Here is a 22,454-nt window from a genome sequence, read left to right as displayed (position 1 = left end):
TGATATGGCGTGGCTTTATCTCGTCTCCTACGCCTTTGGCGGCGTCTTTCTGGCCAACGCGGTCCCGCATATCGTCAGCGGCGCAATGGGCAGAGCCTTCCAGTCGCCCTTCGCTGAGCCGCCGGGCCAGGGGCTCTCGTCGTCGACCGTCAATGTGTTGTGGGGTGCCTTCAATCTTGTCGTGAGCTATCTGCTCGTCTGCCGCGTGGGCAGTTTTAACCTGCGGGACACAGGCGATGTCGCAGCGCTCGGACTGGGCGCGCTGGTCATAAGCCTGTTCGCGGCGCGGCATTTCGGCCGCTTTAACGGCGGCAATACGCCGGATCGTTTGTGAGCGATACGGCAAGCGGCGCCTTCCGAGCACTCAGCAGCACCAATTACCGGACCTGGGTCGTCGGCGCCTTCGTCTCCAATATCGGCACCTGGGTTCAGCGAACGGCCCAGGATTGGCTGGTCCTAGCTCAGCTCACGCATCATAGCGCGTCCGCGGTCGGGCTTGTCATGGCGCTGCAGTTCGGCCCGCAGATGCTTCTCCTGCCCTGGACAGGTTTTGCTGCCGATCACTTCAACCAACGCAAGCTGCTGATCGCCACCCAAGCGACCATGGGCGCGCTCGCCCTGGCCTTGGGCCTGCTCACCGTCACGGGCCTGGTACAACTCTGGCACGTCTATGTCTTCGCGTTCCTGTTCGGCTGCGCCGCGGCATTTGATGCGCCGGTGCGGCAGACCTTCGTCGCGGAACTGGTCGGGGACGCCGATCTGCACAATGCGGTTGCGCTTAATTCGACCTCGTTTAACGCTGCGCGGATGATTGGTCCGGCGGTCTCGGGTTTGGCCATTGCGTCGATTGGATCGGGCTGGGCCTTCCTTATCAACGGCGCGTCCTTCATCGCGGTCTTGATCTCGCTCTCCAAACTAAGGGTCTCAGAGCTTTATCCCACCCCCCGTGCGCGGCGCTCCAAAGGCAGCTTCACGGAAGGGTTTCGGTATGTTTGCGGCCGGCCGGACCTGATGAGCATCCTCGTCATGCTGTTTCTGATCGGCACGTTCGGGCTGAACTTCCCAATCTTCATCTCGACCATGGCGGTCAGCGTCTTCCACGCCGATGCCCGCGGCTACGGCTTGCTGTCGTCGATCATGGCGATCGGAACGGTCGGTGGCGCCATGCTCAGTGCGCGTCGGCACAAGTCGCGGTTTGGCGTCCTGCTCGTCGGCGCAGGTGTCTTTGGGATCGGCTGCGTGCTGGCCGCGTTGGCGCCCAACTACTGGTTGTTCGCTGGCGCATTGGTCATCATCGGCGTAGCGGCCCTGACCTTCACGAACAGCACTAACAGTCTGATGCAGCTGTCCACTGAGACCGCTATGCGCGGTCGAGTGATGGCGCTGCGAGTCGGCGTGGCGCTTGGGGGCACGCCCGTTGGGGCGCCGATTGTCGGATGGGTGGCCGATTCTTTGGGTCCGCGATGGGCGGTCGGCGTCGGAGCGGCTTCGGGCTTTGCCGCCGCCATCGTCGGGTCCTACGCCATAGCTCGGGGCTATCATCGGCAGAAATCGTCCATCGCCGCCGATGAAATCGGGACGGGAATTCCTAAGTCGCGCGTCGCCCCTCATACAGATTAACTCGACACCCATGCCTGGCTTGTCGATTAACGCCGCAATCTGCGGAGCAGCTGAGGTTCGTTGGGGAGGTATCGCCGGCGCCGGATTGGGGCTTCATCCTTGCTCCAAGAGCTGACATTGACGCCGTGTCGAAAGCGGACCTTCGATGACCCGCAGCGTACCCGGCCGCTCATCCCCTTGAACGGTGATCCCCGTGGCGGCAGCCTCCTGACGGCGCTTAAAATGCTCAGCTCTCGAACATTGCGATGAGCCTCATTCGGCGCGCTGTTCGCGCGCGTACCGGTCGGGCGGCTTGCCGACGGAGCGCCAGGAGCGGAAGTTGGCGGTTCGCCAAAAAGCGGAAATTCAACTTTGGGCGCAAGATCGTCATTCAGCAGCCTCCGTCAGTTCTCGCACGCGGCCTTTCGTCGAAGGCAACTGCAAGGCGACGGCGTGACCTGATCGTCCCCCCTTGAAGTGGTCCATCCCGATGTATGGCTTTCGAGCCTGGAGGATGGATCGATGGGAAGACGACCGAAGCCTGAAGAGATCGTGAGCAAGCTGCGTCAGGTCGACGTGTTGGTCTCACAGGGGAAGACCGTTGCGGACTCGGTTCGCTCGATCGGGGTGACCGAGGTCACCTACTACCGGTGGCGGAAGGAGTTCGGCGGCTTGAAGCTTGACCAGGTCAAGCGCCTGAAGGAGCTGGAGACGGAGAACATGCGGCTTCGCAAGGCGATCGCCGACCTCACGCTCGACAAGCTGATTCTGAAGGAGGCGGCCTCGGGAAACTTCTGAGCCCCGCGCGCCGGCGCGTCTGCATCGAGCATGTGCGACAGCATTTGCCTGTCTCCGAGCGCCGCGTCTGTGCGGCGCTCGGTCAGCACCGCTCGACGCAGCGCAAGGCGCCGCGGGGCTTTGACGACGAAGAGGCGTTGACGGGCGACATCATCGAGCTGGCGCGGCAGTACGGCCGCTACGGCTATCGCAAGATCGCGGCGTTGCTGCGCGATGCCGGGTGGCTGGTAAACGACAAGCGGGTCGAGCGCATCTGGCGATGCGAAGGGCTGAAGGTGCCGGCCAAGCAGCCGAAGAAGGGACGTCTCTGGCTCAACGACGGCTCCTGCATTCGCCTCCGGCCCGAGCACCGCGATCACGTCTGGTCGTACGACTTTGTCGAGGATCGCACGCATGACGGCCGCAAGTTCAGGACCCTCAATGTCGTCGACGAGTTCACCCGGGAGTGCCTGGCCATCCGGGTCGCGCGCAAGCTCAACTCGACCGACGTCATTGACGTTCTGTCCGACCTGTTCATCCTGCGCGGCGTGCCTGGTCACATCCGTTCGGACAACGGCCCCGAGTTCATCGCCCAGGCTGTGCAAGACTGGATCACGGCGGTTGGAGCAAAGACCGCCTATATTGCCCCAGGCAGCCCGTGGGAGAACGGCTACGTCGAGTCGTTCAACGCTCGCTTCCGAGACGAGCTGCTCGACGGAGAGATCTTCTACTCGCTCAAGGAAGCTCAGGTCATCATCGAAAGCTGGAGAAGGCATTACAATACTGTGCGCCCGCACGGATCAATCGGCTACAAGCCCCCGGCGCCGGAGGTCTTCGTGCCCGCCTTCGCCGCATGGCCGGCTGCGAAACCCCGACCATCTCCGCCGGCCATGCTCAGGGTGGCGCCCAGGCCGACCATGAACTAACAATCAACCCGGACCACCCGATGGGGGCCGATCAGACCGACCTTACTTACAAAGCGATCTTGCATCGGGTCACGTCACACTATGAGCCGACCCTGTTCGGGGGTAACGTGTCAGCTTATGACGTCTCTCCGTAAGCTCTTGCCTTCAGCAAATGCTTTGTTCGTGTTCGAGGCGGCCGCACGCGAACTGAGCTTTACGAAAGCCGCTGCCGAACTGAACGTCACACAACCTGCGGTCAGCCGCATGTTGGGGCGCCTGGAGCGGCATCTCGGCGCGCGGCTCTTCGAACGGTCTGTTCAGGGTGTGGTTCTGAACGAAAGCGGCCGCATCCTCTACCGCAGTATCGCGGCGGGATTTCGGGGCGTCGAGGGGGCTCTCGACGAAATTCGGCAGAGGAGGACCGGCTTGGAAACGGTCACGCTCTCCGTGTCGTCCGGCTTCACCACGCACTGGCTGATGCCACGCATCGGTGCCTTGCAGACCGCTTGTCCCAACCTGGACCTTCGATTCCAACTCATCCCCGGCGCGCTGAAAGGGCCGGTCGATACGGTCGACCTTGGCATGCGCTTCGTCGAGGGACAGGATGCGTCGCCCGGCTCTGTTTTCTTCGTGAACGAAGTGACCGTCCCGGTCTGCAGTCCCGCCTATCTCGCGGGACGCGTCGCGGGCAAGACCCAGGACACCTTCATCAATCTCGCCGACAGCAGCACAGACTGGATTGCCCCACTCCGTCAGGGACAATTCCGTCCTGGCCAGCATTCCGACCTTCTGCACGTGTCCGACTATGCCGTCGTTCTACAAGCGGCCCTGCTTGGTCAGGGCATTGCGCTGGGCTGGATCAACGTCGTGTCGCAATGGCTGAAGACAGGCGCCCTCGTGCCGGCCGGGCCGAAGCTGGTGCGGACCAGTCGACGCTGTCATCTGGTGTGCGTCCCTCACAAAGAAGGTCGCCCGACCTTGATGAAAGTTCGCGATTGGCTGGTGGCCGAAATGCGCGCGGACCTCGAGGCGATCGAAACCCTGCATCCTGGATGGGGGATTCGGGATGCCAGTTTGTGACCTGACTTCAGGCACGGCTGCACCGCGCTTGGGCAGAAAACATAACGATGAGGCAAGGCTCTTAGATCATTACATTATGTAATGCGCAGCCAGCTTATTTGAGCGTTGCTGCGTGCTGCTTCTGTTGCGAAGCTCTCCTTCGCACCATGGCGTGACAGAGCAGTGAAACGCCGAAGTATCGTTCGATCCGCGACCGGTTTTTAGCGTCGGAGGAGGATGTATAAGCATGAGTTTTGCGGCCGATCCCTCCTTCTCGACGACAATGGGGTCGTCCGAAAATATCGGGGTGTCGATCCGGGCCGCGAGCCTTCGCTATAACGCGTTTATGGCGCTCGACAGCATCGATCTCGACATCGCTCCCGGTGAGTTCATGTCTTTGCTCGGGCCATCGGGCTCCGGCAAGACGTCGTTGCTCAGCCTTTTAGGCGGCTTCGCCCAGCCCTCCGCGGGACGCATTTTTTTCGGCGAAAACGACGTAACGTTCACGCCACCGCACAAACGCGGGATCGGCATCGTGTTCCAGAATTACGCGCTGTTTCCCCATATGACCGTCGGTGAAAACGTCGCCTTTCCGCTTCGGGCACGTCGGGTGCCACGGGCGGATCAGAAAGACGCCGTATCCCGCGCTCTCGCCATGATGGAGCTCGCTGGATACGAAGACCGCAACATAGCGCAACTTTCGGGTGGCCAACGCCAGCGCGTGGCGCTCGCCCGCGCGATCGTGTTTCGGCCGAAGCTGATCTTGATGGACGAGCCCCTTTCGGCACTCGATAAACAGCTGCGGGAAACGATGCAGATCGAACTGCGTCACCTCCATCGCCAGCTCGGCGCGACGATCGTCTACGTGACGCATGATCAACGTGAAGCGCTGACCATGAGCGACCGCATCGCGATCCTCCGGGGCGGCCGTCTCGAACAGGTTGATACGCCCGAGCGGCTCTACGACACACCTGCGAACCGCTTCGTCGCGAGCTTCATCGGAGAGGCGACGCTCGTTCCCGTGACGCGGGCCGGGCACGATGGCGTGAGCCTGGGGCCCACAATCCTGCGGTCCACACGAACGATTCCGGCCACGGGTTCCCTGATGCTTGCGTTGCAGACCGAAAAGCTCGTCGTCGGGGCCCGATCGGCTGATCCGGTGTTGAACCAACTCTCGGGTACCGTCACGGAAACAATTTATCAGGGCGAAAGCCTTCGGGTCTTCGTGCTCCTCGACGGCGGCGTCACCGTCAGTTTTCGCCAGCCAAGTCACCATCTCGGCCGCCTCAACCTTCCGGCGCCCGGCGGACGCATCGATCTCCTGCTCCACCCGAACGATACCGTGATCGTGGCGGCGGAAGACGACCGGCAATTGGCCGGACCATGAATGGCCTTCAATCAGCAACATCGCGCCAATAGGAAAAGACCGTACATGTCGCTTCGGGATTTCAAGCTTCTCACCTTCGATGTCGTCGGAACATTGATCGACTTCGAAAAGGGCGTCCTCGATTATTTTCGGGCCGTCTCCGGTAAGTCGGCCGCTGAGGTCAGCGACGACGCCATATTCGCGTCCTACAAGACGGGGCGGGACCGGAACTACAGCCGCTCAAGCGAGGTCATGCGCCACGTCTATAGCCATGTGGCGGCCGAACTGGGGTTTCCGAACGAGACCCAGCATGCCGAAGGCTTCCAGACCGCGGTGCTGCAATGGCCAGCTTTCGCAGATTCTGCCGACGCGCTGCAACGGCTTCGTCGGCGCTTTCGACTCGTTGCCATGACGAACGCGGATCGCGTGGCCCTGTCTTGCTATGCACAGACCCTGAGTGACCCGTTCGACGACACCGTCTGCTGTGACGACACCGGCGTGGCCAAGCCCGACCCCAGTTTCTTCGCTTTCAACCGTGGGCGCCAATCAGCCTTCGGTTACAAATTCCGCGATATTTTGCATGTGGCGCAGAGTCAGTATCACGACATCGGGATCGCCCGGCAGCTCGGCTACACGGTATGCTGGATCGAGCGTCGTCAGGGCCAGGACGGCTACGGCGGCACGCCGGCCCCTCAAACGTTTACGAAACCCGACTACCATTTCGCGACGCTCGCTCAATTGGCCGACGCCGTCGACGAGGCGTTCGATGGGCCGGCGGTCCGAGCCGCCTGATGCAGATCGCCACGCCGGTCCAATCGCTTTGGTCGACCAGCGCCACGCCGAGGGCGGCTTGCCGCCGTCTTGCGGGCGAGGTGCAGGCCGATGTGGCGATCATCGGCGGTGGATACACGGGACTGTCTGCCGCGCACCATATCGCGGCTGGCGGTCTGCGACCCGTCGTGTTGGAGGCTAATACCCTCGGCTGGGGCGCAAGCGGGCGCAACGGCGGCGTCGTGTCGGCGAAGTTCCGCTTATCCTTTGCCCAGGCGGCGGCCCAGCACGGGATGGACGTGGCGCGGCGGATGTATGCGATCGCCCATGAGTCGGTCGACGTGCTCGAAGCTTTGGTCAGTGACCTCGGTTTGACGGACGCCGGCTATGCGCGCGTCGGGCAGGTCAAAGCCGCCCACAATGCCGTCTCACTCGCGGCGTCGATCGCCGATATGGACTGGATGAGGGCCGAGATGGGGGACAGCTCGGTTTCGGCTCTTTCGCGTGACGAGGTGGCGCGGGAAACCGGGTCTTCGGGCTTTGTCGGCGGGGTGTTGTCACCCCATGCGGGCGCGATCCACCCCCTCAACTATCTCGGTGGTCTCGCGCGGGAAGTGACCGCACAAGGCATCGACGTCTTCGAGGCATCCCCGGCACTACGCCTGCGTCGGGATGGCCAACGGACCGTCGTCGAAACGCCGGACGGTGCCGTCAACGCCCGACATGTGGTGCTTGCGACGAACGCCTATTCGGACCTGACGCCGGCGACCGCCGCCGTGCGGCGAAAGCTCATTCCATTCCGCAGCGCCATGATCGCGACCGCCCCGCTCTCGTTGGCCCAGACGGCCACCGTAATGCCCACCCGTCGCGTCTATGTCGAGACCCGGCGCATGATGCGATGGTTTCGCATGGTGGACGGACGCGTTCTGTTCGGTGGCCGCGGCGCCTTCGGCAAGGCCGACTCGGACACCGCGTTCCTGGCGCTACAACAGGCTATGATCCGGACGTTTCCGACCCTCGCGGCGACAAAGGTCGACTATCGCTGGTCGGGTCTTGTGGGCATGACGCTCGACGCGCTTCCGCATGTCGGCCGGATCGACGACCGAACTCTTTTCGCCGTGGGTTACAACGGCGCAGGCGTCGCGATGTCGACCCTCATGGGCAAATACGTGGCCGCGATGGTTCGGGGTGAGCACCTCGACGTCGCGCTGCTCGACGCCGAGCGCTTCCGAACCGTCCCGTTCTACCCATTCCGAGAAGCCGGCGTGCGCCTCGCCGCCGGCTGGTACCAACTTCTGGATTCCGCCGGCCGATAGGCGGCCGTCGCAATCAACGAGGGAGAGCAGCATGATCCGGTGTTTTGCATCGTCAAACGTTAGACTGTCGGCCTCGCTTCTTGCGCTGCTGGCCACGACAGGGCTCGCGGCCGCGGCCGATCAGGTCGTTTTCGTGTCGCAGGGGGGCGCCTACCAGGAGGCGCAGACCAAGGCGATCCTCGATCCTGCCGCCAAGGCGCTTGGGATCACAGTCAACCAGGACAGCAGCCCGGATGCGTGGCCGGTTATTAAGACACAGGGCGCCACAGGCGCTCCGACGTGGGACGTCGTCGATACGCCGACGGAGGATTGTGTCCGCGGCGGCGATCAGGGGCTGATCGAGAAACTCGATTTTAGTCAGATCCCCAACGCGGCCAATATGCCGGAGGCGTATAAGACGCCCTATTCGGTCGCCTATGAGTTCTATTCCAGCGTTCTCACCTACAACACAAAAAAATTTGGCGGCCACCCGCCCCAAAGCTGGGCCGATTTCTGGAACGTCAAAGCATTCCCCGGGACACGCGCTTTGCGGAACCATCCGCTCGCGACCCTCGAAGCGGCCCTTATGGCCGATGGTGTGGAGCCCTCCAAGCTTTACCCGCTCGACGTCGATCGCGCCTTCAAAAAACTAGAGGAGATCAAGCCAAACATCACGGTCTGGTGGACCTCGGGCGGCCAATCGGCCCAGCTTCTGCACGACGGCGAGGTCGATATGGAAATGGCGTGGAACGGCCGCGTCACGTCCGTGATGAAAGATAATCCTGATATCGGATTCACCTTCAACCAGGGCCTGTTGCAGAATACATCCCTCTGTATCCTGAAAAATGCACCGCATCTGAAGACAGCCGTGCGCTTTCTGAACGAGGCAATCGACCCCAAGCTCCAGGCGCATCTTCCGCTTGCGATCAACTATGGTCCGGGCAATCCCCAAGCCTTCAAGACTGGAATCATCCCTGCGGATCTGGCCAAGACCCTCCCGAGCGCGCCCGAAAACGCAGCCAAACAAGCCTTGATCGCCAGCGCGTGGTGGTCGTCGCCAGCCGGCGACGCCGCGCTCAAGCGTTGGGCGACCTTCGTTCAACAATGATCCGTCGGGACGAGGCCGAGCTATGGCGACCAACGTGACGCAAACCTCCACCTCGTCCCCTCGCGGTCGCGGGCAGGAGCAGATGATGCTGTTCCTGCTGCTCGCGCCAGCTTTGCTCGTCGTCGTCGGACTGCTGCTTGTTCCGCTGCTGTGGCTCGCGTGGCAATCCGTCTGGGATAACGGCTTCACCTTTGAGAATTATCGCCGTCTCTACACGGAGCCGCTTTATGGCCGAAGCTTCCTGCTGACATTCCGGTTGAGCGTCGAGGTCACGGTGACGACTTTGCTGCTCGGCTATCCTGTCGCTTACGCCGCCACAGTCTTGCCCCGATGGCTCAGCCTTGGGGTGCTGGCGCTTGTGGTCGTGCCCTTCTGGACCAGCGTGCTCGTGCGCTCCTACGGCTGGTTGGTGCTGCTGCAGCGCACCGGCGTCGTGAACAAGCTTCTCATGGGAATGGGCCTCATCGATACACCCTTGAGTCTGGCCAATAACGAAATCGGCGTTCTCATCGGCATGATCCACATCCTGCTCCCCTTCATGGTGCTGCCGCTCTATGCCGCCATGCAGAAGATCCCACGCGATCTGCTTCTCGCCGGTGCGAGCCTTGGAGGACGGCCCGCGACCGTCTTCGCTCGCGTGTTCCTCCCGTTGTCCATGCCGGGGGTGGCGGCCGGAACAGTCCTGGTCTTCGTGCTTTGCCTCGGCTTTTACATCACCCCGGAATTGCTTGGAGGAGGCCGCACGCTCATGGTCTCCATGTTGATCAGCCGCAATATCGAACTTTACAACCAGTGGGGTGCCGCCAGCGCCATCAGCGTCGTCCTGCTCGTCGCGGTCATGCTGATCCTGGCGGTCGGCCGATTGGCCGTGCCGCTCAAAAGCGTCGCCGGTGCGAAATGACGCGCCTCAACCCGTTTCATCTTCTCCTCGGGGCAGCGGTTCTCCTGATCCTGTTATTCCTGATTTTGCCGCTGCTCGTGATCGTCCCGATGTCGTTTTCGAGTACCCGCTTCCTGACCTTTCCGCCCCCAAGCCTGTCGTTGCGCTGGTACGAGAGCTATCTCGAGTCGGCCGCGTGGATGCAGTCCACAAAGGTCAGCCTTACGGTCGCGGTCTCATCGGCGCTCTGCGCGACCGTGCTCGGAACCGCCGCTGCCTATGCGTTGAGCCATATGACCGGCCGCCTCGGGCGAATGGCGGAAGCTCTCCTGCTCCTGCCACTCGTGACACCGATCGTCATCGTCGCCGTGGGCGTGTTCTTCGTCTATGCCCGGCTCGGGCTACTGGCCACGTGGCTCGGGCTGGTACTAGCCAACATCATGCTCGGTATCCCGTTTGTCCTCACCGCGGTTTCGGCGGGCTTCCGGCAATTCGACCACGCTCAAGAGATGGTTGCCCGCAGCCTCGGGATGAACCGCTTGCGCGCCTTCTTTATCGTTACACTTCCGCAAATCCGGCCAAGCGTCGTCACCGGCGCACTCTTCGCCTTCATCTCGGCTCTGGATGAGACGGTCGTGGCTCTCTTCGTGTCCGGAGGATCGAACCAACCTCTCACGAAGCGGATGTTTACAGCTCTCCGAGACGAGATCGATCCGACCATCGCGTCCATCTCATCCTTGCTGACAGTGGCCTCCATGATGTTGTTGCTCACTGTTTGGCTCAGTGCACGAAAGGCCGGAGGGAAGCCTTGACCCACGTGCTCATTCTGGGCGGCGGGTCGGCCGGCTGCGTTTTGGCGGCCCGCCTCACGGAAGACCCGCGGTTCCGCGTCACGCTGGTCGAAGCGGGGCGAGACATCTCTCTCGAGACCATGCCGGCCGACATCCGTAGTCGATATGCCGGCCGTGCCTATCTCGACACCCGCAACATCTGGAACAGCCTGCAGGCCTTTATGGGATCGCCGCGTAGCAACAGCGTTGCGAGAGCGACCCGCCGATATGAGCAGGCCCGAATTCTCGGCGGGGGTTCGGCCATCAATGCGCTGCTCGCCAACCGCGGCTCTCCAAATGACTATGACGAATGGGAGCGGCTCGGCGCCTTGGGCTGGAATTGGGAGGCCTGCCTCCCTTATTTCCGCAAGCTCGAGCGGGATTGTGATTTCATCGGCCCTCTGCACGGGCTGGAAGGACCGCTTCCGGTCCGTCGGATCACCCCGGACCGGATGTCTCCCTTTGTGGCGGCCGTCGCCGATGCACTCGCCCAGCGCGGTTTTCCTACACGGCCGGATCAGAATGGCGAGTGGAAGGACGGCGTCTATGCCGCCGCGCTTGTTGCGAGCGAAGCGGGGGAACGAGTTCCGACGTCCGTCGGCTACCTCACAGACGCCGTGCGCCGACGCCCCAATCTCTGCATTTTGACCGACAGGATCGCGGAGCGCATTCTCTTCGAGGGAACCCGAGCCACGGGCGCTCTGCTGGCCCCGACGATCGGCGGCCCTGCCGAACATATGGTCGCCGACATGGTGGTTGTTTCGTCAGGAGCAATCCACACGCCGGCCCTGCTGATGCGGTCTGGCGTAGGACCCGCCGAAAACCTTGCGGCACTCGGGATTCCGGTCGTGGCCGACCGTCCGGGTGTCGGGCAAAATCTGATGGAGCATCCCTCGATCGCGGTGTCGGCGTTTCTGCAGCCGGCCGCCCGTTTCCGCGATCCTGCCGAGCATCACGAGCAGGCGATCGTCCGCTTTTCCTCAGATCTTGAGGGCACGCCGCACGGCGATATGCATGGTGCGATCCTCTCGCGCTCGGGCTGGCACAGCATTGGCCGGCGACTTGGCACGGTCTTCTTCTGGGTTAACAAGTCGTTTTCGAAGGGCTTCGTTCAGCTTGCCTCGTCCGATCCGCGAGCCGAGCCGCATGTCGATTTCCGCATGCTGTCCGATTGGCGGGATATGGAGCGGCTCAAGTTGGCGCTTCGATTCGGAGCCGAAACGTTGATGCGGCCCGAGATGCGCGGGCTATGCAACTCCGTTTTTCCGACGAGCTATTCACCCCGTGTCGCAAGGATCGCGGTGCCGGGCCGCAGCCGCGCAATCCAACGTGGCCTGTTCTCGGGCCTCCTCGATCTGAGTGCCGGCTTTCGCCCGGCTCTCGTCCGCGCATTCATCACGCAAGGCGCAACAATCGAGGCCTTGTTGAATGACGATGCAGTTCTGACCGACTTCGTGAGCCGCAATGTCGGGGGCACCTGGCATCCGACCTGCACCTGCCGAATGGGCGCAAAGGACGATCCTTTGGCGGTCACGGACAGCGCGGCCCAGGTCTATGGGACTGAGAACCTCCGTGTTTGCGATGCATCGCTCATGCCGTCTATTCCCTGCGCGAACACAAACGTGCCGACCATCATGATGGCTGAACGCATTGCCGACATGATGAGACATGATCTGGGTTGATGCTCGTGATCATCCAATCGACCTCAGGATGACGCTCGCAGGCGGTGCGCGGCGTCGGTGACCTGATGACGGCGTCAGAGATCACTTGCCGATCGGTTCGAAAGGGCACGACAGTGCAGGTCGGGTGCCTTTCGACAGTCGTTGTTGCTCATTCGCCAAGCAAGCACGTTCGAATCGGTGCCTGCTTTTCGCCGGAACGCCTTCAGGCGAAAATCTTGTCGCTTTTCAGCTTGAGAGATGAATGACCAAAGGCGGGCGGAGAGCAAGGCTGTCAGGGAACATCCGCCCAAGCTTCCCCACCGCGGCAACTCACGGCCACAACCCGCCTTGCCACGGCCTCGGGATATTGCACGCGAGCAGACGTTCCCAGCTTCCGCTAAGGGTCAGCTTCTGACCCGGCGACCAACCGAGCTGTGCCGCGTCGCTCAGCTTGATGAAGCCATGTTGAAGTCGCTGAGCAAGCCGACTTACGCAAGTGACTTCCGCATGGACTAAGTGGCTGTTTTCGTTGCTCGTGAGCAGCGTTGCGAAAGTTTTGATTTACGCAATTTTTTCCGATTTCCACACTTTATCGATTCTTAGACCTCCCTTTTGGAGACTATGAACGCCGCTGATCACCATGGACACGGCCTTCGAGGGTATGGCCGATGCCGTCTGGCTCAAACGGATCCTGCCGCGGGCATGTCGTATCGAGAAGCAACAACCGTGACGTCCAGGGGCGGATAGGCGTCCTGGGCGTCGGTGCGGCTGTGTTGCCAAGGCCGCTCGGGGATGCGCTCCCCAGCGTCGAGCGGGTCGATCTCGGGGAGCAGCCACCCGGCCGTGACACATGGGTCGGCTGCCATAGCGACATGAAGCGCCTCGCTCGTTTGCGTGCGCTGGTCAGTCTTGTGATCGCGCGTCTGGCCCGCTGCCTGCCACTCCACACAGCTTCGCTGCGCGGAGCCTCTGGCCGGCGCCGCCCATAATGGAAGAAAGATCCGCATGCTGAACATCATCGACGAGTTCACGCGCAAATGCCTAGCGTTCCCGGTCAGTCGCAAGCTGAACGCCCCCGACGTCGTCGACGTGCTGTCGGATCTGTTCATTCTGCGCGGCGTTCCGGGTCATATCCGCTTGAACAATGGCCCGGAGTTCGCCGCCAAGTCGGTTCGAGAATGGATCGTCGCTGTTGGTGCACGATCGGCCTCTATCGAGCCCGGAAGTCCGTGGGAAAACGGCTACTGCTAAAGCTTTAACTCGAAGCTCCACGATGAGCTTCTGAACGGCGAGATCTTCTACTCGCTCCCGTAAGTCAAGGTCATCATCGAGGGCTGGCGGCGTCACTACAACACGATCCGCCCGCACTGAACACTCGCCTTTAAGCCGCCATCACCCGAAGCCTTGGTGTGGCCGGCTGCGCAACCCGGACCAGCTTCGCCAGCCACTCCAGCTCTCGCGCTCAGGCCAGTTATGAACTAACATCATCCCTGTACCAATCGGTGGGGGCCGGCCAAGGCGACGAAGAACACGGCGAGAGCAGCTTGATAGGATATCAAAATGATCATGTTAACTGACAAAAACGACATACCGATTTATATCAATCCATCTAATATTATCTATTTACGACCTAATTCACATGATGAATATAAAAGCACTATTATAACGTTTGTGGGCAAAAAAAATCTAGTAGTTAAGGAGTCTCATGATATTGTTGCAGCAAAGTGCCCGCTTATAATGCGCAGTTAAAGTAAAATTCTCTAAGGAGACATCTATTAGTAACTTTGTGAATTTAGTGACTGAGACGATGCCGTGGAAAGCGACTACGTAGCTTCGATCTTGTCCCGCACGGGATTGAGTCAATAGGCGCTTTGGTAGACCTATTTTGTTAGTAGCAAGAGCTCTATTAGTTCGGCATCGTCGGCGCCTGCTTTGCAACAACAACGACGACGCCCACGCGTTCGGGGCTCCGTATTTTCGCTTAGTCGTTCCGCAAAGGCGATTCACGCGTCGGTCAACCCATCTCGCTAGCCTCGCTGTAACGGTGGCGGTCGAGACAACGGTTCGTGATAGTCGGGCAACCTCTACATCCCCTGAGGAGAGAGGAGCGCGAAGAAGGGCCAGCCGGCCCACATGACACCGGCGTCTACAGGGCGAACTGCATTAAGATGGATGTCTGCACCGGTACCAGCTTGTGCAAGCCGAGCGCCGAGATGTAGACACCCATACCTAGAAAGAAGACAGGAAGCGCCAAATCAGGCCGACCCAAGACCGCCGGCTCACGTGGATAAGTTCGTGATTGGGAGCCGCCGCGACCGACTAGAGCGTCATCCCAGAACGATCCGGACTCGCCGGCATGCAGTTTCATCAATGTCGCCGATCCACCACCGCTTATCCCGCCGCTTCGAAGTCCAGCACCACCCTGGATGGCACGTCGCCGCGCTCGAGCCGGTCCAGAACCGAATTGATGGCGGAAAGCGGTTGCACCTCGATATCAGCCTTAACCTTGCCGTCGGCTGCGAAGGCCAACGCTTCTGCCATGTCCTCGCGTGTCCCGACAAACGAGCCGCGGATCGTAATGCAATTGGCCACGACGTCGAAAAGCGGAACCGGGAAGTCTCCGGGCGGCAATCCGACCAAGACGCAGGTGCCGCGCTTCCGGGCCATGCCGATTCCCTGCTTGAAGGCGCGGAGCGACGGCGCGGTAATGAGCACGCCATGAGCGCCACCTTTGGTCCCCCTCCGAACCGCTTCAACGGCACCTTCGGATTGGGCGTTGACCGCGAGATCCGCACCGAGCCTCCTTGCGTGGGCTAGCTTGCCTTCGTCGATATCAATCGCGCAGACCTGGAGCCCCATCGCTTTGGCGTACTGAATTGCCAAATGCCCGAGGCCTCCTGCGCCCGAAATCGCGATCCACTCACCCGGCCGGACGTGAGACACCTTGATGCCCTTGTAAGTGGTAACGCCGGCGCAGATCAGAGGCGCGGCCTCTCGGGGCGCGAGACCATCCGGAATATGGGCGACATAATCGGGGTCGGCCAGAATGTATTCGGCGAAACCTCCGTTCTTCGTATAGCCCCCGAACTGCGCCTCGCCGCACACCGTCTCCCAAGCCGACAGGCAATGTTCGCAGTGGCCGCAGGCCGAATACAACCAGGGTACGCCCACCCGGTCACCCTCTTTGACGATCGTCACGCCGGCTCCGACAGCGACGACCCGGCCGATCCCCTCATGGCCGGGAATGAACGGAAGAGTGGGCTTCAGTAGCCAATCGCCCTGTGCCGCATGAAGGTCGGTGTGGCAGACTCCGCAGGCTTCAGTTTTGACAAGGATCTGACCGGGACCGACCGTCGGCACTACAACATCCTGAAATACCAAGGGTTTCCCGAACCGCTCTACAACGGCCGCTTGCATGTACGATGCCATGATGTCTCCGTTCTTGGTGAAGCGTGCGGGACGGCGGCCAGTCGGTCGCCGACGCGTTACTGGATTTAGCTCAGGATCGGGTTCGTCGATGCCAGCCAGATCATCAGAAAGAGTGGCTACAAGACGCCGAGTTCGGCTTCCGACTATGCGCATTTGCTCGCGTCGGATTGGACCGGTATGTTTGGGGAGAGCAGCGATGCCCCACTCCGCGTTTCTGCCTCGCGGCTGATCGACTTTGAAAGCTCCAGAGTCGATTAATCCCTTGTGATCTCTCAGAGACGGCGGCTTGAATTCACCCCGACGCAAACCCCGATCGCGTGCTTCTTCTAAGTGGAGATCGGACCAAAGCAATGGCTCCTCGATCACACGATTTGAGGGGTCATCCGGTCCGCTGCAACGAAGAAGCGGCGTCCCTCCGCAAGCAACTGTTGGTCAGTAAGCCGCGCCGACGTCTCCACTGCAGCGACATGGGCGGCGATCTGCGGCGCATGTCTGCGCAGGTGATGAATAAACTCAGTTTTCGCGGTCGAAGGCCCGATGATGAGGACCGCCTGCGCTCCTCCGATCGCGGTCGCGATATCGCGGTTAAAGCCCTTTTCCGACGTCCCATGTTTTCCCGACGCACTGCCAGCCTTGATGTGCAGGTGGAGCGGTATGTCTCCGGGCTTGACGACCTCCTCGTCCGACGCGGTCAAGTTGAAGTGAATGATCTTGGCGTCGTGGTGATCTAGCCAGACGACCGCATGAAAGTGCGGTGTGGCCGCCGCGCCGCCGTTGTTGTGTTCTGGCGTGTCGTGCATCGTGTACATGGCGTCCCCGTGTGGTTGTTTGGGATTTGATATTGTATGCGGGGCGGGACAACTGCGTAACAGGCGCATCCGCTCATCCCACGTCCGGTTCAATGCTCCATCAAGAGCGGTATCTCGCTATGGTTCAGGACGTGATGCGTCACGCCTCCAAAGAGAAATTGCCGGATGCGACTATGCGTATAGGCGCCCATAACCAGCATTGTGGCTTCGACACGGGTCGCACAGGCGAGGATCGCTTCCGGCACGTTTGACGACGCCGATGTCGCCGTTAATTCGTGGGCGCGGATCCCATGCCACATTAGATATGTGGTCAGATCGGCGGGCACAGTCTCGGCGCTTCGCCCGATGGCGGCCGTGATGATCGACACGCGATCGGCGGCGTGCAGCAGGTCTAGAGAATGCCCGATCAGGCGAGCCGCTTCGAGGCTTCCGTTCCAGGCGATCACGACGTGACGAAGCACGGAGTCGGGAATTTTCCGCGACACGACAAGAGTGGGGCGGCCCGTCGAGAAGACCGCTGCATCGAAGATCCGTTCCGAGCCCATTTCGGTCGATGCCGGACGGTTGACGATGATGAGGTCGCTTACCCGACCCGCGAGCGCGACGACCGGCTCGATGTCGCCAACCCTCTCGATCCAGTCGCCGAACGTTGCGTGTAGGTCTTCGAACTTGCCGTCGCTGCGGATACCGGCTTTGTCGCATACGCGTTCGAAGCTCGTCCTGTTCCGCTCGGCCGCCTGCTTTCCATCGGTTTCGATCTGTTTCACGGTGACGCCGGTAGCGCGGATCAGATCCGGGAGGTCGCGAAAGATTCGGTCTGGATCGTCGCGCACAAAAAGCAGCTGAATATGTGCCTCGAGCCTACGGCTGAGTTCCAGGCCGATCGCCAACCTCTGGTCGCAGTCATGTTCGGTGGTCGAGGGGATCAGGATTCGACGGATGGTCATGGCCTCTCCTTAAGGTCGCGGCCCTGTCGTTCAGGTCGGCAATTTCCGCTCGCTTGATGGATGCTGCGGAAAGTGCCCGCACGACAATGTGTCCGGTGCGGTGAGAGGCCTCATGACCTCGCACCTATAATGACACGCACGCGCGCCCCCGTTACGAACGGTCGATGCGAAGCGACTAAGCGTTTTCGCATGGTGCAAGCCGAAGAGCCGATGCGTTTAGTAAAATTGCTCGGCTAAATCCACCTTCACGAGAAGGACACAGATGCCGAACGGAGCTTCAGCCCCGACGGGAGGACCTGACCATGTCAGATTTAGACTACTCTATGGAGTGGGCCCCTTCCGGTGGACGGTTTTAAGCCGCCGACTTGACCGTCTGCCGGGTGAAGTAATCCTCGAACTGTTTTGGGCTGAGATAGCCGAGGGCAGAATGCAGCCTCGTAGCGTTGTAGGTCTCTTCGATGAAGCGGGGAAGGTGTTCGGCCACATCCTCGAACGTCTCGAAGGCCATCGGGTAGACCGCCTCGACCTTGAGGGTCTTCATGAAGCTTTCGGCCTTGGCATTGTCGTATGGATTGCCACGTCTTCCCATAGATCCTTTGAGGCCGCGGGCCGCGAGTTCGTCGCGGTAGACCTTGGCAGCATATTGCGATCCTCGATCCGAGTGATGCACGCAACCGGACGACGGTTTGCGATCCACAACGGCAGCCCTCAGAGCCGCCAGGGTCAACCGGGCATCGATCGATCGGCTCATGGCATAGCCCACGACCCTTCTCGACCAGGCGTCGAGGACAATGGCAACGTAGACGAATGAGCCGACCACTTGAACGTAGGTGATGTCGGCGACCCAGAGTTGGTCTGGCCCGTTCAGCGCCATGTCCTGTGTCAGATTGGCGAAGATGGGATGATCGTGATCACTGTCGGTCGTGATGGTTGTGCGCCGTCGGATCCGCGGTTGCAGGTCATGCTCGCGCATGAGCCGGCGGACCTTCTTGTGATTGACCACGAGACCCTGCTGCCCAAGAGCTGCTCGAACACGACGCCATCCGTAACGCTCGAACTCTTCGCAGATCCGCCACATCGCTTCGACAAGGGCGGTTTCGTCGACGGCAGCCACCGGCCCGTCATAGAACGTGGAGCGAGCAAGACCCATCAGCCGGCACCCCTCTGCGACAGACAAGCCGCAGGGCCTGCTAAGGACACGGGCACGCTTTTCGGCCGGAGAGATGCATGAGAAGCCCCCTTTAGAAAGTCCAGCTCGAGAGCCTGTTTTCCGACCAGCCGCTCAAGCGCTGCGATGCGCGCCTCATAGGCCTGCAGAAGGTCTGCCGCGCCCAGGTCCTGATCGAGCGCCCCCGCCTGAAACTTATCTACCCAGATCCGGATCAGGTTGCGTGACAGATCGTGGCGCTTGGCGAGACCATGCAGGGTCTCGCCAGCCAGGTACTCCTGGACAACCTGTCGCTTGAATTCGACGCTGTGGGTTCGGTGTTGACTCATGGACTTTCATCTTTCGAAAGCCCGACCTCCGGTCAATCGACGATCGCCAACCTGTCCATTGTCAGGGGCCCACTCCACTACGGGGGCACAAAGGGCGGCCGAAGCTGACGTCGAAGCGTATAGGGAGAAGCTTGGACCCTTCGTGGTGGCTGCCGAAACGACCCGGATGCCGATGGTCTTCAGCAACGCCAAGGGGTCGGACCATCCCATCATCTTCGTCAATCAAGCCTTTCTCACTCTGACAGCCTTCGATGAGAATGAACTGCTTGGAAAGCCCTTCGAGTCTTTGCTCGAACCCGGCACCGATCCCGAAGCCCTGACCGAGATTGGAACGGCATTCGCTGGCGGACGTGGCTTGGAGACCCAGGTTCGTTGTCGGTGCAAAGACCATGGGCCGGTTTGGGTCACAGTCTTTGTGACCGCCGTCCGCGACCGAGATGGCCGAACCGTCCAGCACTTCGCCTCCTTCGTCGACATCAGTCGCGACAAGGAGGTGGAGAGCCGCTTGCGGATTCATCTTGAGCAACTCGAGTACCGCGGAGAAATGATGCTGGCGTCTGTGAAGGCGATCGCTGTGCAGCTTTTACAAAGCGCAGTTGGCCAGCAAGGCGTGGAGGACTTCGAGCGGCGCGTTCAGGCTTTGAAGGTGGCGAGCCAACCAGATTGTGTCGAACCACGCGTGGCATGAGCGCCACGTCGCAGCCGGAGATCACATCTCCGGCTGCTCCAACCGAACCGCGTCCGCGCGGGAGGGGTAGGCGGCCGCTCAGTCAATCGCCCAGCATGGTGTCCAGGAATCTCAGCCGGCTGACATGTTGTCCGACGACGACGAGGCACATTGTCAGCGGGGTGGATAGAACCAAGCCGATCGGTCCCCACAGCCACGACCAGAAGATCGCTGCCACCACGACCGAAAAAGGCGAGAGGCCGGTGTTGTGCGCGTAAAGTAGCGGTTCGATGATCTGCCCGGTTACACTTTCGATCGCAAGATAGAGCACCCCAGTCCAGAGCACGAGCCACCAGCCTGGATCCACTGCAGCAGCGAGCGACATCGGCAGCAAGGCCGCGACGAGCGACCCTACGTAAGGGATGAAGCGAAGCAGAGCCGATAGGATCCCAAACAACACCGGGTTGGGCACTCCGACGAAGAGAAGGCCTATTGCGACAACGGTGCCAAACGCCGTGTTGACCAGCAATTGGGACAAGAAATACTTGCTCAAGCGTTGCGAGGCATCCTCCATCCCGAGCTTCGTCAGCGCGATGTCATCTGGACCGAGCAGACGGATCAAGCGGTCCCGCAGGTCGTCCTGCTGCAGAAGCGCAAACACTGATACGATGAAGATAAGGCCGAGTGTTAGAAACGGGGAGAGCACGGGAGAGACGAAGCGCCGGGCCAAATCCAAGGGGGTCGATCCCGTCTCTAACCATGCAGTCGAATCCGGCGTCGGAAAGACACCTTCGCGAGCGTTGGCGGGCGGAGGCGCTGCCGCTTTGGATCGCTGCGACCCGATGCGGTCCGCAAGGTCCGCCAGCCGGCCGACCGTGTAAGCGTTCACCTTGGCAATCTTGGTTTCAATCGTCACAACATATTCAGGAACACCCACCGATAACTGACCGATTTGTGAACCGATCACGGCCCCGAGGGCCAGGATAACCGACAACGCAGCTATAAGCGCTAGCAGCACCGACGGCACGTGGCCCAAGCGAAGGCGGCGGAGTAGGGCGACGAGCGGCGCGAGGAGGAACGCGAGCAGCAGCGCCAGTGTGATCGGGACCAGGACCTCCCGGCCGAAGTAAAGGGTGGCCACGATCATCACGAACAAGGTCATGGCCTGCGACGCATCCATCGAGTTGGCCCGTAAGACGCTGATTGCTGGTTCAATCCTATCGGCGATCCCTGGCTCAACCATCGCGTGTCATTCCGATCTAGTCACCGCCGGGTCGCACCCGCCGACAGGCGCGCTGCAGGAGGTTGTGAAGCCGACGGTCCGAGTGAAATGGCCCGTTCGTTCGACTTTTGATCGACTCAAGAACGCCATGCTAGGCGTTGATCGCCTTTGAGAGACAAGCAAACAAGATGACCGGATATGCGGAAACGATCAAGGTGGTCCAGGCCGTTAAAGAGCTCGACAGCACGCGTTCAGCGTATCACCCGGATTGTCATCAGGTCTCGGCTGATCTCTCTAGGGCTTCAAGCACGGCTTCGCGGACCTCTTTGCTGGCGTTTCGATCCAAGACGTCGCGCAAGACGAGGAGCCGCCGGCGCTCGTCGTAGAGCTGATCGAGGAGCCGCAGCACGATTGGGATCGCGTCTTCCCGCAACCCGAGATCGTCCCGGAGTTCCCGGATGAGTCGGAGGCGGGCCACGTCGATCTCGTCGAACAGCCACGTTCCTTGCAGGGCGGCGGGACGAAGCCAATCCGCTTCGATCCAATGTTCGACCTCTGCTCGATGCAACCCAGCCATCGTGACGATCAGCACGTCCAAAGAGATCATGAGAAGGCCTCCATGCCTTGACGCGGATCCCAGGCGGGCGAGTCCGTCCGGTCGCGCAGAAAGGTTGCCAATCCCTCGTTGGCCGGCCCCAGCATCACCTTCAGGGTCACATAGGCATCGCCGGCCAGATTGCTGCCCTTGGCTGGCATGCCCTTGCCGCGCAGGCGAAGTTTCACTCCTGTATCCGAATGGGGCTTGAGCGTCATCGTGACCGGGCCGCTGATGGTCGGCACGGTCACAGGGCCGCCCAGCACGGCTTCGCTCAGAGAAACCGGCAGCTCGAGATGGATGTCGCGCCCCTCGCGCCGGAACAGCGGATGCGGCGCAACCTCGACCTCGATGAGCGCATCGCCGGGCGGCTCGCCCGGTCCGCCTTTGCCGCGCAGCCGCAAGGTCTGGCCGCTTTCCAAGCCGGGCGGAACGCTGACCTCCAGGCTCCCGCCTTCGGGTAGCGAAAGGCGCTGCGACGTGCCCCGAATGGCGTCCAGGAACGGGATGATCAGCGAGTAGCGGCGGTCGTCGCCCTCCCGACGCGGGGCGGCGCGTCCCCGCGATCCGAACATGCCGGACAAGATGTCGCCGAGATTGTCATCGTCGAAGCCGGAACTGTAGCGAGTACCGGCTGCGCCTTCGGCATGCTCGCGGTAGGACCGTTGTCCCGGTGGCGGCCCTGGCGGCTGTCGCTCCTGGCCGGCAGCATCGATTTCGCCTCGGTCGAATCGGGCGCGCCGTTCGGGGTTCGACAACAGGTCGTTCGCGGCCGTCGCGGCCTTGAAGCGAATTTCCGCGTTGGCATCGCCTGGATGCAGATCGGGGTGCGAGGTCTTTGCAAGTTTGAGGAACGCGGCACGGATCTGCTTGTCGGTCGCCGCACGCGCGATGCCAAGCACGTTGTAGGGATCGTCCGCCATTTGGTCTGCGCTCCCGCAAGGTCTCGGAGATCATGCGATCACTACGGCCTCATCTGCAAATCCCTTATGCCTCTAGGGGTTCGGCGAACCGCGTGCATATCCGCATAGTCAGTC

General features: G+C 61.2%; 21 protein-coding genes and 2 pseudogenes. 15 read left to right on the top strand and 8 right to left on the bottom strand.

Features of this window, described 5'->3' with window-relative positions:
- Positions 1-4 precede the first annotated feature (4 nt).
- The 14 genes and pseudogenes from EY713_RS04215 (at position 5) to EY713_RS23525 (ending at position 14,000) form a co-directional block, all read left to right on the top strand.
- Positions 5-334: a hypothetical protein gene (locus tag EY713_RS04215; protein ID WP_131113707.1), complete on the top strand. Its 330-nt coding sequence runs from the start codon at positions 5-7 to the stop codon at positions 332-334.
- On the top strand, positions 331-1,620 hold the full coding sequence (locus EY713_RS04210) for an MFS transporter (RefSeq protein ID WP_131113706.1): 1,290 nt from the start codon (positions 331-333) through the stop codon (positions 1,618-1,620). Before EY713_RS04215 ends, EY713_RS04210 begins: the two co-directional genes overlap by 4 nt.
- A 501-nt stretch (positions 1,621-2,121) precedes the next feature.
- Positions 2,122-3,302, top strand: a protein-coding gene (locus EY713_RS04205) for an IS3 family transposase (protein WP_131113674.1) whose coding sequence is annotated in 2 segments (ribosomal slippage) — positions 2,122-2,383 and positions 2,383-3,302 — 1,182 coding nt in all. Because the reading frame shifts where the segments join, the coding sequence is not laid out codon by codon here.
- A 117-nt stretch (positions 3,303-3,419) separates the two neighbouring features.
- Positions 3,420-4,361, top strand: a complete 942-nt coding sequence (locus EY713_RS04200) for a LysR family transcriptional regulator (protein ID WP_131113705.1) — start codon at positions 3,420-3,422, stop codon at positions 4,359-4,361.
- Positions 4,362-4,587: 226 nt separating this feature from the next.
- Positions 4,588-5,727, top strand: coding sequence for an ABC transporter ATP-binding protein (locus EY713_RS04195; protein ID WP_245572884.1), 1,140 nt, complete (start codon positions 4,588-4,590; stop codon positions 5,725-5,727).
- A 45-nt stretch (positions 5,728-5,772) separates the two neighbouring features.
- Positions 5,773-6,498: an HAD-IA family hydrolase gene (locus EY713_RS04190; protein WP_131113704.1), complete on the top strand. Its 726-nt coding sequence runs from the start codon at positions 5,773-5,775 to the stop codon at positions 6,496-6,498.
- Positions 6,498-7,793 (top strand): NAD(P)/FAD-dependent oxidoreductase, encoded by a 1,296-nt coding sequence (locus tag EY713_RS04185; protein ID WP_131113703.1) that lies wholly within the window; start codon positions 6,498-6,500, stop codon positions 7,791-7,793. The genes EY713_RS04190 and EY713_RS04185 overlap by 1 nt, the downstream gene beginning before the upstream one ends.
- A 31-nt stretch (positions 7,794-7,824) precedes the next feature.
- Entirely contained in the window at positions 7,825-8,880 is a 1,056-nt protein-coding gene (locus EY713_RS04180; protein ID WP_131113702.1) for an ABC transporter substrate-binding protein, read from the top strand.
- Positions 8,881-8,902: 22 nt separating this feature from the next.
- Positions 8,903-9,781 carry an ABC transporter permease gene (locus EY713_RS04175; RefSeq protein ID WP_131113701.1) on the top strand — a complete coding sequence of 293 codons (879 nt, stop codon included), beginning with the start codon at positions 8,903-8,905 and terminating at the stop codon, positions 9,779-9,781.
- Positions 9,778-10,572: an ABC transporter permease gene (locus EY713_RS04170; RefSeq protein WP_131113700.1), complete on the top strand. Its 795-nt coding sequence runs from the start codon at positions 9,778-9,780 to the stop codon at positions 10,570-10,572. The genes EY713_RS04175 and EY713_RS04170 overlap by 4 nt, the downstream gene beginning before the upstream one ends.
- A gap of 5 nt (positions 10,573-10,577) precedes the next feature.
- Positions 10,578-12,272: a GMC family oxidoreductase gene (locus EY713_RS04165; RefSeq protein ID WP_245572977.1), complete on the top strand. Its 1,695-nt coding sequence runs from the start codon at positions 10,578-10,580 to the stop codon at positions 12,270-12,272.
- 604 nt (positions 12,273-12,876) lie between these two features.
- Positions 12,877-13,240, top strand: a pseudogene (locus tag EY713_RS23080) (hypothetical protein); the annotation flags it as partial.
- A pseudogene (locus EY713_RS04155) lies at positions 13,236-13,733 on the top strand (integrase core domain-containing protein); the annotation flags it as partial. The pseudogenes EY713_RS23080 and EY713_RS04155, both read left to right, overlap by 5 nt.
- A gap of 78 nt (positions 13,734-13,811) precedes the next feature.
- Positions 13,812-14,000: a flagellar FlbD family protein gene (locus EY713_RS23525; RefSeq protein WP_131113698.1), complete on the top strand. Its 189-nt coding sequence runs from the start codon at positions 13,812-13,814 to the stop codon at positions 13,998-14,000.
- A 642-nt stretch (positions 14,001-14,642) separates the two neighbouring features.
- Here EY713_RS23525 and adhP read toward each other — a convergent pair.
- From adhP to EY713_RS04125, 5 genes are all read right to left on the bottom strand, one after another.
- Positions 14,643-15,680, bottom strand: coding sequence for an alcohol dehydrogenase AdhP (adhP, locus tag EY713_RS04145; protein WP_131113697.1), 1,038 nt, complete (start codon positions 15,678-15,680; stop codon positions 14,643-14,645).
- Between the two features lie 362 nt (positions 15,681-16,042).
- Positions 16,043-16,489, bottom strand: coding sequence for a translational machinery protein (locus EY713_RS04140; RefSeq protein ID WP_131113696.1), 447 nt, complete (start codon positions 16,487-16,489; stop codon positions 16,043-16,045).
- A gap of 89 nt (positions 16,490-16,578) precedes the next feature.
- The gene (locus EY713_RS04135; RefSeq protein WP_131113695.1) at positions 16,579-17,436 is read right to left on the bottom strand and encodes a universal stress protein; all 858 of its coding nucleotides are present in this window, start codon (positions 17,434-17,436) and stop codon (positions 16,579-16,581) included.
- Between the two features lie 352 nt (positions 17,437-17,788).
- Positions 17,789-18,613 carry an IS3 family transposase gene (locus tag EY713_RS04130; protein ID WP_245572688.1) on the bottom strand — a complete coding sequence of 275 codons (825 nt, stop codon included), beginning with the start codon at positions 18,611-18,613 and terminating at the stop codon, positions 17,789-17,791.
- Entirely contained in the window at positions 18,586-18,933 is a 348-nt protein-coding gene (locus tag EY713_RS04125; RefSeq protein ID WP_131113309.1) for a transposase, read from the bottom strand. Before EY713_RS04125 ends, EY713_RS04130 begins: the two co-directional genes overlap by 28 nt.
- Before the next feature lie 142 nt (positions 18,934-19,075).
- Between EY713_RS04125 and EY713_RS04120 the strand changes: the two genes are divergently transcribed.
- Entirely contained in the window at positions 19,076-19,621 is a 546-nt protein-coding gene (locus EY713_RS04120) for a PAS domain-containing protein (protein ID WP_165491023.1), read from the top strand.
- Between the two features lie 82 nt (positions 19,622-19,703).
- Here the strand turns inward: EY713_RS04120 and EY713_RS04115 are convergent, their stop codons facing one another.
- From EY713_RS04115 to EY713_RS04105, 3 genes are all read right to left on the bottom strand, one after another.
- Positions 19,704-20,762, bottom strand: a complete 1,059-nt coding sequence (locus EY713_RS04115) for an AI-2E family transporter (RefSeq protein ID WP_165491022.1) — start codon at positions 20,760-20,762, stop codon at positions 19,704-19,706.
- Positions 20,763-21,096: 334 nt separating this feature from the next.
- On the bottom strand, positions 21,097-21,429 hold the full coding sequence (locus EY713_RS04110; RefSeq protein WP_131113692.1) for a chaperone modulator CbpM: 333 nt from the start codon (positions 21,427-21,429) through the stop codon (positions 21,097-21,099).
- Positions 21,426-22,340 (bottom strand): DnaJ C-terminal domain-containing protein, encoded by a 915-nt coding sequence (locus EY713_RS04105; RefSeq protein ID WP_131113691.1) that lies wholly within the window; start codon positions 22,338-22,340, stop codon positions 21,426-21,428. The genes EY713_RS04110 and EY713_RS04105 overlap by 4 nt, the downstream gene beginning before the upstream one ends.
- Positions 22,341-22,454: the final 114 nt, after the last annotated feature.

It is taken from the genome of Lichenihabitans psoromatis (genome assembly GCF_004323635.1).
Classification (GTDB): Bacteria; Pseudomonadota; Alphaproteobacteria; order Rhizobiales; family Beijerinckiaceae; genus Lichenihabitans; species Lichenihabitans psoromatis.
Note: the sequence above shows the minus strand (reverse complement) of the source record. Positions and strands in the feature narration are given on the sequence as shown.

Excerpts from the sequence above, each read along its gene's own strand:
- EY713_RS04215 (WP_131113707.1), top strand. The coding sequence starts at position 5 with ATGGCGTGGCTTTATCTCGTCTCCTACGCCTTTGGCGGCGTCTTTCTG.
- EY713_RS04200 (WP_131113705.1), top strand. The coding sequence starts at position 3,420 with ATGACGTCTCTCCGTAAGCTCTTGCCTTCAGCAAATGCTTTGTTCGTG.
- EY713_RS04195 (WP_245572884.1), top strand. The coding sequence starts at position 4,588 with ATGAGTTTTGCGGCCGATCCCTCCTTCTCGACGACAATGGGGTCGTCC.
- EY713_RS04190 (WP_131113704.1), top strand. The coding sequence starts at position 5,773 with ATGTCGCTTCGGGATTTCAAGCTTCTCACCTTCGATGTCGTCGGAACA.
- EY713_RS04185 (WP_131113703.1), top strand. The coding sequence starts at position 6,498 with ATGCAGATCGCCACGCCGGTCCAATCGCTTTGGTCGACCAGCGCCACG.
- EY713_RS04180 (WP_131113702.1), top strand. The coding sequence starts at position 7,825 with ATGATCCGGTGTTTTGCATCGTCAAACGTTAGACTGTCGGCCTCGCTT.
- EY713_RS04175 (WP_131113701.1), top strand. The coding sequence starts at position 8,903 with ATGGCGACCAACGTGACGCAAACCTCCACCTCGTCCCCTCGCGGTCGC.
- EY713_RS04170 (WP_131113700.1), top strand. The coding sequence starts at position 9,778 with ATGACGCGCCTCAACCCGTTTCATCTTCTCCTCGGGGCAGCGGTTCTC.
- EY713_RS23525 (WP_131113698.1), top strand. The coding sequence starts at position 13,812 with ATGATCATGTTAACTGACAAAAACGACATACCGATTTATATCAATCCA.
- adhP (WP_131113697.1), bottom strand. The coding sequence starts at position 15,680 with ATGGCATCGTACATGCAAGCGGCCGTTGTAGAGCGGTTCGGGAAACCC.
- EY713_RS04140 (WP_131113696.1), bottom strand. The coding sequence starts at position 16,489 with ATGTACACGATGCACGACACGCCAGAACACAACAACGGCGGCGCGGCG.
- EY713_RS04135 (WP_131113695.1), bottom strand. The coding sequence starts at position 17,436 with ATGACCATCCGTCGAATCCTGATCCCCTCGACCACCGAACATGACTGC.
- EY713_RS04125 (WP_131113309.1), bottom strand. The coding sequence starts at position 18,933 with ATGAGTCAACACCGAACCCACAGCGTCGAATTCAAGCGACAGGTTGTC.
- EY713_RS04115 (WP_165491022.1), bottom strand. The coding sequence starts at position 20,762 with ATGACCTTGTTCGTGATGATCGTGGCCACCCTTTACTTCGGCCGGGAG.
- EY713_RS04110 (WP_131113692.1), bottom strand. The coding sequence starts at position 21,429 with ATGATCTCTTTGGACGTGCTGATCGTCACGATGGCTGGGTTGCATCGA.
- EY713_RS04105 (WP_131113691.1), bottom strand. The coding sequence starts at position 22,340 with ATGGCGGACGATCCCTACAACGTGCTTGGCATCGCGCGTGCGGCGACC.